General features: G+C 56.1%; 9 protein-coding genes. All 9 read left to right on the top strand.

All coding sequences use genetic code 11. The annotated features are described in order from the left end of the window. Positions 1-556: 556 nt before the first annotated feature. Positions 557-691, top strand: a complete 135-nt coding sequence (gene rpmH, locus PSEBG33_RS29225) for a 50S ribosomal protein L34 (protein ID WP_003213577.1) — start codon at positions 557-559, stop codon at positions 689-691. A 13-nt stretch (positions 692-704) separates the two neighbouring features. Beyond that, positions 705-1,112: a ribonuclease P protein component gene (gene rnpA, locus PSEBG33_RS00005; protein WP_020302575.1), complete on the top strand. Its 408-nt coding sequence runs from the start codon at positions 705-707 to the stop codon at positions 1,110-1,112. After that, positions 1,105-1,350 (top strand): membrane protein insertion efficiency factor YidD, encoded by a 246-nt coding sequence (yidD, locus tag PSEBG33_RS29220; RefSeq protein WP_019816912.1) that lies wholly within the window; start codon positions 1,105-1,107, stop codon positions 1,348-1,350. Before rnpA ends, yidD begins: the two co-directional genes overlap by 8 nt. Before the next feature lie 2 nt (positions 1,351-1,352). Next, on the top strand, positions 1,353-3,035 hold the full coding sequence (gene yidC / locus PSEBG33_RS00010; RefSeq protein ID WP_005792609.1) for a membrane protein insertase YidC: 1,683 nt from the start codon (positions 1,353-1,355) through the stop codon (positions 3,033-3,035). 79 nt (positions 3,036-3,114) lie between these two features. Next, positions 3,115-4,485: a tRNA uridine-5-carboxymethylaminomethyl(34) synthesis GTPase MnmE gene (gene mnmE, locus PSEBG33_RS00015; protein ID WP_005792608.1), complete on the top strand. Its 1,371-nt coding sequence runs from the start codon at positions 3,115-3,117 to the stop codon at positions 4,483-4,485. A gap of 550 nt (positions 4,486-5,035) precedes the next feature. After that, positions 5,036-6,928: a tRNA uridine-5-carboxymethylaminomethyl(34) synthesis enzyme MnmG gene (mnmG, locus tag PSEBG33_RS00020; RefSeq protein WP_005792607.1), complete on the top strand. Its 1,893-nt coding sequence runs from the start codon at positions 5,036-5,038 to the stop codon at positions 6,926-6,928. Continuing rightward, the gene (gene rsmG, locus PSEBG33_RS00025) at positions 6,925-7,569 is read left to right on the top strand and encodes a 16S rRNA (guanine(527)-N(7))-methyltransferase RsmG (RefSeq protein WP_005792606.1); all 645 of its coding nucleotides are present in this window, start codon (positions 6,925-6,927) and stop codon (positions 7,567-7,569) included. Before mnmG ends, rsmG begins: the two co-directional genes overlap by 4 nt. Positions 7,570-7,587: 18 nt before the next feature. Next, positions 7,588-8,385, top strand: a complete 798-nt coding sequence (locus PSEBG33_RS00030; protein WP_005792605.1) for a ParA family protein — start codon at positions 7,588-7,590, stop codon at positions 8,383-8,385. Positions 8,386-8,394: 9 nt separating this feature from the next. Beyond that, positions 8,395-9,267 carry a ParB/RepB/Spo0J family partition protein gene (locus PSEBG33_RS00035; RefSeq protein ID WP_005792604.1) on the top strand — a complete coding sequence of 291 codons (873 nt, stop codon included), beginning with the start codon at positions 8,395-8,397 and terminating at the stop codon, positions 9,265-9,267. Positions 9,268-9,383 lie beyond the last annotated feature (116 nt).

Genomic DNA, 9,383 nt, shown 5'->3' with positions numbered 1-9,383 from the left:
AGCCGGTGAGGCAAAAACAGCCGCCATTGTAGCGACCAGCCGCCCACTTATCCACATGTAGGTTGCTCACAGGGCACCCAAAATCAATGTGTTAACCGCAGAAAAGGCGACCAATGGTCTGTGCATAAGCTCTGTGGATAAGCCACCCTGAGCTCGTTGCACAAGTGGGGGCAAAAGTCTGTGGGTAACTGGCCTGTGGATAACAACCCATTCCACGCACAGCTTATCCGATAGCGCAGCACAGGCAGAGCACTGCTTCTCCCCGGTGTTGTCATTCTCTGTACAGCACGCAGAATAAGGGCTAAAGGCAGTTATCCACAGATGATCGCCTGGCTAGCTTTTATAAGCTTTACAGAAAAGCTTTAAATAACTTCCTTCTTTATTTTTATATCTATGGCATGGCGGATGAAAGCAGAACGGCTCGGAAGGCAACAAAGATCTAATTGAAGGAAAAGCTGGTTGGAAATTGACCTAGAGGCTTGCTTTCTCTAGAATCGCCGGTCTCTTAAAACGGGGGCCATTCCGGCCCGTTGTGGACGAACCAGGTAACAACGCCATGAAACGTACTTTCCAACCAAGCACCATCAAACGCGCCCGTACTCACGGCTTCCGTGCTCGCATGGCTACCAAGAACGGCCGTGCTGTCCTGTCGCGTCGCCGCGCCAAAGGTCGTGCGCGTCTGGCAGTTTGATAATCCGGTACTGGTGGTGAGTCAGGACTTCAGTCGGGAAAAGCGTCTGCTTACTCCCCGGCATTTCAAGGCAGTCTTTGACTCCCCCACCGGCAAGGTTCCGGGGAAAAATCTCCTGCTCCTAGCGCGTAACAACGATCTTGATCACCCCCGTCTCGGGCTGGTGATTGGCAAGAAGAGCGTCAAGCTCTCCGTTGAGCGCAATCGCCTCAAGCGTCTGATGCGCGAATCGTTTCGCCTCCACCAGGACACTCTGGTTGGTTGGGATATTGTTATCGTCGCGCGCAAAGGCTTGGGTGATGTAGAAAACCCCGAATTGATTCAGCATTTCGGCAAGCTCTGGAAACGTTTGGCTCGTACCCACAAGCCAGCACCAGCAGTCAGCACCGAAACTGTAGGGGTAGACAGCCTTGATGCGTAAACTGGCAATCGTTCCGATCCAGTTTTATCGCTATGCCATTAGTCCTCTGATGGCCAGCCACTGTCGTTTCTACCCCAGTTGTTCCTGCTACGCGTTAGAGGCCATAGAAAATCATGGTCTTCTGCGCGGTGGCTGGCTGACCTTTCGTCGTTTAGGTCGCTGTCATCCGTGGAATCCCGGTGGTTATGACCCGGTTCCACCTATCCCTACCTCCCGTTCTTCTTCGATGGCCGAGTAATCATGGATATTAAACGCACAATCCTGATCGTCGCCCTGGCAATCGTGTCCTATGTCATGGTCCTTAAATGGAACCAGGACTACGGCCAGGCTGCCCTGCCGACTCAGAATGTTGCTACCAATCAGGCTGCGCCGGCTATTCCGGACACCCCGCTGGGTAACAATGCGTCCGCGAGTGCCGATGTTCCCAGCGCGAATGGCGAGACAAGTGCCCCGTTAGAAACGCCAGTGGTCACCAACAAAGACCTCATCCACGTGAAAACGGATGTGCTCGACCTGGCTATCGACCCACAAGGTGGTGATATCGCACAGCTGAAGCTGCCGCTTTATCCACGTCGCCAGGATCATCCGGATGTTCCGTTCCAGCTGTTCGATAACGGCGGTGAACGTACTTATCTGGCGCAAAGCGGCCTGACCGGCACCAATGGTCCGGATGCACGTGCTACCGGTCGTCCGGTTTATTCGACCGAGCAAAAGACTTATCAACTGGCAGACGGCCAGAACCAGTTGAACGTCGACCTGAAATTCAGCCTCGACGGCGTCAACTACATCAAGCGTTTCAGCTTTACCCGTGGTTTGTACGATTTGAAGGTCACTTACCTGATCGACAACACCAGCGACAAAGCCTGGAGCGGCAACCTGTTTGCCCAGCTCAAGCGTGACGCCAGCTCCGATCCGTCTTCCAGCACCGCCACCGGCACCGCGACTTACCTGGGCGCCGCCCTGTGGACAAGTAACGAGCCGTACAAAAAAGTGTCGATGAAAGATATCGACAAGGGCACGCTGAAAGAAACCGTCCAGGGTGGCTGGGTAGCGTGGCTGCAGCACTACTTCGTAACCGCCTGGATTCCGAACAAGGGCGACGCGAACCTGGTTCAAACCCGCAAGGACAGCCAGGGCAACTACATCATTGGCTTCACTGGCCCGGCGTTGACCGTCGCTCCAGGTGCCAAGGCTGAAACCAGCGCTACGCTGTACGCCGGCCCTAAAAGCCAGGCCGTATTGAAAGAGTTGTCCCCAGGTCTGGAACTGACTGTGGATTACGGCTTCCTGTGGTTCATTGCCCAGCCGATCTTCTGGCTGTTGCAACATATCCACAGCATCGTCGGTAACTGGGGCTGGTCGATCATCTTCCTGACCATGCTGATCAAGGGGATCTTCTTCCCACTGTCGGCAGCCAGCTACAAGTCGATGGCGCGTATGCGTGCTGTTGCCCCGAAACTGGCGGCACTGAAAGAACAACATGGCGATGACCGGCAGAAAATGTCGCAGGCCATGATGGAGCTGTACAAGAAAGAGAAGATCAACCCGCTGGGTGGATGCTTGCCTATTCTGGTACAGATGCCGGTGTTCCTGTCGCTGTACTGGGTACTGCTGGAAAGCGTGGAAATGCGCCAAGCGCCGTTCATGCTGTGGATAACTGACCTGTCGATCAAGGACCCGTTCTTTATCCTGCCGATCATCATGGGCGCGACCATGTTTATCCAGCAGCGTCTGAACCCAACCCCGCCGGATCCGATGCAGGCCAAGGTAATGAAAATGATGCCAATCATCTTCACCTTCTTCTTCCTGTGGTTCCCTGCTGGCTTGGTACTGTACTGGGTGGTCAACAACGTGTTGTCGATCTCTCAACAGTGGTACATCACACGTAAGATCGAAGCGGCTACCAAAAAAGCCGAGGCGTAATTTACTCTGTGGATAACCACTCAAGACGCCCCCTAGTGGGGCGTTTTGCTTTCCGTCACTTTTGTTCTGGAACCTGCTGATGAGCGCTCCTCGTGAAACCATCGCTGCTGTCGCCACCGCTCAGGGCCGAGGCGGAGTCGGTATCGTTCGAATTTCCGGGCCCTTGGCGGGCGTTGCGGCCAAGGCAATCAGTGGCCGAGAGCTGAAACCCCGTTATGCCCATTACGGCCAGTTTCTGGATGCCGACCAAAGCGTATTGGACGAGGGTTTGGCGATCTATTTTCCGGGACCAAACTCTTTCACCGGTGAAGATGTCCTGGAATTACAGGGGCACGGTGGTCCTGTGGTCCTGGATATGCTCCTGCAGCGTTGTTTGCAACTGGGTTGCCGCCTGGCACGGCCAGGGGAATTCAGTGAACGGGCATTTCTGAACGACAAGCTAGATTTGGCTCAAGCCGAAGCGATTGCGGATTTGATCGAAGCCAGTTCTGCACAGGCTGCGCGTAACGCTTTGCGCTCATTGCAGGGGGCTTTTTCCCTGCGTGTGCATAACTTGACCGAGCAATTGATCAGCCTGCGTATCTACGTTGAAGCGGCGATCGATTTTCCCGAAGAAGAAATCGACTTCCTCGCGGATGGCCATGTGCTGGCGATGTTGGATAAGGTCCGTGAGGAATTATCCACAGTCCTGCGTGAAGCCGGGCAGGGCGCGTTGCTACGCGATGGCATGACCGTAGTGATTGCCGGCCGGCCCAATGCCGGAAAATCCAGCCTGCTCAACGCCCTGGCAGGGCGCGAGGCGGCGATCGTCACCGAGATTGCCGGCACTACCCGGGATATCTTGCGCGAACATATCCACATCGACGGCATGCCGCTTCACGTCGTCGACACCGCCGGGCTGCGCGACACCGACGACCAGGTGGAAAAAATTGGTGTGGAACGCGCGCTCAAGGCTATCGGGGAAGCCGATCGTGTGTTGTTGGTTGTCGATGCCACGGCACCGGAAGCTGTGGATCCTTTTGCGCTGTGGCCAGAATTCCTTGAGCAACGGCCTGACCCGGCCAAAGTCACCTTGATTCGTAACAAGGCCGACCTGACGGGTGAAGCGATTGCCCTGCAAACCAGTGAGGATGGCCATGTCACTATCAGCCTGAGCGCCAAAGCGGCAGGTGACGGCCTGGAATTGCTGCGTGAGCATCTCAAGGCCTGCATGGGCTATGAACAGACCTCGGAAAGCAGCTTCAGTGCACGTCGCAGGCATCTTGAGGCACTGCGCCATGCCAGTGCCGCCTTGGAGCACGGCCGGGCGCAGCTGACCTTGGCGGGTGCTGGGGAGCTGCTGGCTGAAGATTTACGTCAAGCACAGCAACTGCTGGGAGAAATTACCGGCGCGTTCAGCTCGGACGATTTGCTGGGCAGGATCTTCTCCAGCTTCTGCATCGGTAAATAGACCTTCGTTGTCCACAGACAGGCCATTCGCGCCTGTCTGTTCAGCCCGTTTCAGGGCAACCCAATCATTTTTTGACTGACTCGCCGAGCAATCGGTGTTTTTCCGTGCGCGCTATTCGCCTCGGCTGGTACTTTTCTGTGGATTAAACCCTGTGAGTAACCGCGCCTGTGCCCAGTTGATAACAGGGCTTGAAACCTGAGTAAAAACCCGTCTGTGGATAACCATCACTTTAATCCACAGGCTTAAAGCACTTATCCAAGGGCCTCATTGGCACATGACCACAGACTTTTGAATCGCTGTACACATTGAATATAAAGGGCTGTAGAGATATATCCACAGAAACGTTGCTCAGTAGAAATAAACATAAAAACAAAGATTTAATAAATTTCTCTCTTTTAATTTCTATTGTCTGTGATTCATCCACAGCTGGTTAAATTTTGTGCAAAGGGTTCTTTAGGAAGGGCGAAGTCCCTATACTTGCCGCCATAGCTCCAAAACTCTTTCAACAGACAATTCCTGATTACCTACATAAGCAGGCACGAGGTGCGTGGTGGATTTCCCTTCCCGTTTTGAAGTGATCGTCATCGGCGGCGGTCATGCCGGTACCGAGGCAGCACTGGCGTCAGCACGCATGGGCGTAAAAACCCTGTTGCTTACGCACAACGTGGAAACCCTCGGTGCCATGAGTTGCAACCCCGCTATTGGCGGGATTGGCAAAAGCCATCTGGTCAAGGAAATCGATGCCCTTGGCGGTGTAATGGCGATGGCCACCGACAAAGGTGGTATTCAATTTCGCGTGCTAAACAGCCGTAAAGGCCCGGCCGTAAGGGCTACCCGAGCCCAGGCCGACCGCATCCTGTACAAGGCAGCGGTGCGCGAAACCCTGGAAAACCAGCCGAACCTGTGGATATTTCAGCAGGCTGCCGATGACCTGATCGTCGAGCAAGACCAGGTACGCGGCGTCGTTACGCAAATGGGTCTGCGTTTTCACGCAGACTCGGTAGTACTGACCACAGGGACGTTCCTCGGCGGACTTATCCACATTGGTATGCAAAATTATTCCGGTGGTCGCGCCGGTGATCCGCCGTCGATTGCCCTGGCAAAACGTCTGCGTGAACTGCCGCTGCGCGTCGGCCGCTTGAAAACCGGTACCCCGCCACGCATTGACGGGCGCTCTGTGGATTTCTCGGTGATGACCGAGCAAGCCGGCGATACGCCGATCCCGGTGATGTCGTTCATGGGTTCCAAAGAGCAGCACCCCAAACAGGTCAGTTGCTGGATTACCCACACCAACGCCCGTACCCACGAAATCATTGCCGCGAACCTTGATCGTTCGCCGATGTATTCCGGGGTAATCGAAGGCATTGGCCCGCGGTATTGCCCGTCGATCGAAGACAAGATCCACCGCTTTGCCGACAAGGAAAGCCACCAGGTCTTTATCGAACCCGAAGGCTTGACCACTCACGAGCTGTATCCCAACGGGATTTCCACCTCGCTGCCGTTCGACGTGCAGATCCAGATCGTGCAATCGATTCGTGGTATGGAAAATGCGCACATCGTGCGTCCCGGCTACGCCATCGAGTACGACTACTTCGACCCGCGTGATCTGAAATACAGCCTGGAAACCAAGGTAATCGGCGGTTTGTTCTTTGCTGGCCAAATCAACGGGACCACCGGTTACGAAGAAGCCGGCGCCCAAGGTTTGCTGGCCGGAACCAACGCGGCATTGCGTGCACAAGGCAAAGACAGCTGGTGCCCGCGTCGTGATGAAGCGTACATCGGCGTATTGGTCGATGACCTGATCACCCTGGGCACCCAGGAACCGTACCGCATGTTCACTTCCCGCGCGGAATACCGTCTGATCCTGCGCGAAGACAACGCCGATCTACGCCTGACTGAAAAAGGTCGCGAGCTGGGCCTGGTCGATGACGCGCGCTGGGCTGCCTTCTGCAAAAAACGTGAAAGCATTGCGCTTGAAGAGCAACGCCTGAAAAGTACCTGGGTTCGCCCGGGCACCGAACAAGGCGACGCGATCGCGGAAAAATTCGGCACGCCGTTGACCCATGAGTACAACTTGCTCAACCTGCTTTCCCGTCCGGAAATCGACTACGCTGGTCTGGTTGAAGTGACCGGCCAGGGCGCAGAAGACCCACAAGTTGCCGAACAGGTGGAGATCAAGACCAAGTACGCCGGTTACATTGATCGCCAGCAGGATGAAATCGCTCGCCTGCGCGCCAGTGAAGATACCAAGTTGCCTGTGGATATCGACTACACCGGGATTTCCGGGCTGTCGAAAGAAATTCAAAGCAAACTGGGGATAACTCGACCTGAAACACTCGGGCAGGCTTCACGTATCCCTGGCGTCACTCCAGCAGCCATTTCGCTGTTGATGATTCATTTGAAAAAACGCGGCGCGGGCCGTCAGTTGGAGCAAAGCGCTTGAGTTCGTTGGTCACCTCGCAACACGCCGAAGAGTTATCCACAGGAGCGCGCCAGTTGGGTGTGGCCCTCACCGAAGCCCAGCAAGAGTTATTGCTGAGCTATCTGGCCCTGTTGATCAAATGGAACAAGGCTTACAACCTCACCGCTGTGCGTGATCCAGATGAGATGGTGTCACGGCATCTGCTCGACAGCCTCAGCGTGATGCCGTTCATCGAAAACGGCCGCTGGCTCGACGTCGGCAGTGGCGGCGGGATGCCTGGCATTCCATTGGCGATCCTGTTTCCCGAGTCTCAAGTGACCTGCCTGGACAGCAACGGCAAGAAAACCCGCTTCCTGACCCAGGTCAAACTCGAACTCAAGCTGGATAACCTGCAGGTTATCCACAGCCGCGTGGAGGCCTTCACGCCTGAACAGCCTTTCAACGGCATTGTGTCCCGGGCGTTCAGCAGCATGGAGAATTTCAGCAACTGGACCCGCCATCTCGGCGACCGTGACACCCGCTGGCTGGCAATGAAGGGCGTCCATCCAAGCGACGAGCTGTTAGCATTGCCGGCAGACTTCCACCTCGATAGCGAACACGCCTTGGCCGTACCCGGTTGCCAAGGCCAACGCCATCTGCTGATACTGCGCCGCACGGCATGATTGGGAACACAAGCAAGAATGGCTAAGGTATTCGCGATTGCGAACCAGAAAGGTGGCGTGGGTAAGACCACCACCTGTATCAACCTCGCAGCATCCCTGGTCGCCACCAAGCGTCGGGTGCTGTTGATCGATCTCGATCCACAGGGCAACGCCACCATGGGTAGCGGTGTGGATAAACACGGCCTGGAAAACTCGGTCTATGATTTGCTGATTGGCGAATGCGACCTGGCGCAGGCCATGCACTATTCCGAGCATGGTGGTTACCAACTGCTGCCAGCCAACCGCGATTTGACCGCGGCGGAAGTGGTGCTGCTGGAAATGCAGATGAAAGAAAGCCGTCTGCGTAGCGCCCTGGCGCCCATTCGAGAGAATTACGACTACATTCTGATCGACTGCCCACCGTCGCTGTCGATGCTCACGCTCAACGCCCTGGTGGCCGCTGATGGGGTGATTATCCCAATGCAGTGCGAGTACTTCGCCCTCGAAGGCTTGAGCGACCTTGTGGATAACATCAAGCGTATCGCCGAGTTGCTCAACCCGAACCTGAAAGTCGAAGGCCTGCTGCGGACCATGTACGATCCGCGTCTGAGCCTGATGAACGATGTGTCGGCGCAGCTCAAGGAACATTTTGGCGACCAGTTGTACGACACCGTCATCCCACGCAACATCCGCCTGGCTGAAGCGCCAAGCTATGGCATGCCTGCGCTGGCGTACGACAAGTCCTCGCGTGGTGCCATTGCCTACCTGGCGCTCGCCGGCGAGATGGTTCGCCGTCAACGCCGCAATTCACGCACCGCTGCCGCCCAGCCAACTTAAGGAATCCCCATGGCCGTCAAGAAACGAGGTCTCGGACGTGGACTGGATGCACTGCTGAGTGGTCCGACCGTCACATCGCTTGAAGAGCAAGCGGTGCAGGCCGACGAGCGCGAGCTGCAGCACCTGCCCCTGGACCTGATCCAACGCGGCAAATACCAGCCACGGCGGGACATGGATCCCCAGGCGCTGGAAGAACTGGCTAACTCGATCAAGGCCCAGGGCGTGATGCAACCGATTGTGGTGCGCCCGATTGGCGCTGGCCGCTTTGAGATCATCGCCGGTGAACGTCGCTGGCGCGCCAGCCAACAGGCCGGCAAGGACACCATCCCGGCGATGGTGCGCGATGTGCCGGATGAAACCGCCATCGCCATGGCCTTGATCGAAAACATTCAGCGCGAAGACCTCAACCCGATCGAAGAAGCGATCGCATTGCAGCGTTTGCAGCAGGAATTTCAGCTTACCCAGCAACAAGTGGCCGAGGCGGTGGGAAAATCCCGTGTCACGGTTTCCAACTTGCTGCGTCTGATCGCCTTGCCGGAAGTCATCAAGACCATGTTGTCCCATGGCGACCTGGAAATGGGCCACGCTCGTGCTTTGCTGGGTTTGCCGGAAAATCAACAGGTTGAAGGGGCGCGACACGTTGTCGCACGAGGGCTCACCGTTCGTCAGACCGAGGCCCTGGTTCGCCAGTGGCTCAGCGGTAAACCTGCACCGGTTGAAACCGCCAAACCTGATCCGGATATCGCGCGCCTCGAGCAGCGCCTGGCCGAGCGGCTAGGCTCTGCGGTGCAAATTCGCCACGGCAAGAAGGGCAAAGGGCAACTGGTCATCGGATATAACTCCCTCGATGAGCTTCAGGGCGTCCTTGCCCACATCCGCTGAAACATTTGCTTATGTAGCGCGTGATCGGAAATCACTACCCGACAGTTGAATAGGGGCAGAACCGCCCCTATACTCTGCGCGCATTTTGTCGGCACAAATTATGCCAAGTTATTGAT

The sequence above is a fragment of the Pseudomonas synxantha BG33R genome, from assembly GCF_000263715.2.
GTDB classification, from domain to species: domain Bacteria; phylum Pseudomonadota; class Gammaproteobacteria; order Pseudomonadales; family Pseudomonadaceae; genus Aquipseudomonas; species Aquipseudomonas synxantha_A.
This window is presented reverse-complemented; position numbering and strand designations above follow the sequence as displayed.

Bases quoted from the DNA above. Each gene is read 5' to 3' on its own strand.
- rpmH (WP_003213577.1), top strand. From the start codon at position 557: ATGAAACGTACTTTCCAACCAAGCACCATCAAACGCGCCCGTACTCAC.
- yidD (WP_019816912.1), top strand. From the start codon at position 1,105: ATGCGTAAACTGGCAATCGTTCCGATCCAGTTTTATCGCTATGCCATT.
- yidC (WP_005792609.1), top strand. From the start codon at position 1,353: ATGGATATTAAACGCACAATCCTGATCGTCGCCCTGGCAATCGTGTCC.
- mnmE (WP_005792608.1), top strand. From the start codon at position 3,115: ATGAGCGCTCCTCGTGAAACCATCGCTGCTGTCGCCACCGCTCAGGGC.
- PSEBG33_RS00030 (WP_005792605.1), top strand. From the start codon at position 7,588: ATGGCTAAGGTATTCGCGATTGCGAACCAGAAAGGTGGCGTGGGTAAG.
- PSEBG33_RS00035 (WP_005792604.1), top strand. From the start codon at position 8,395: ATGGCCGTCAAGAAACGAGGTCTCGGACGTGGACTGGATGCACTGCTG.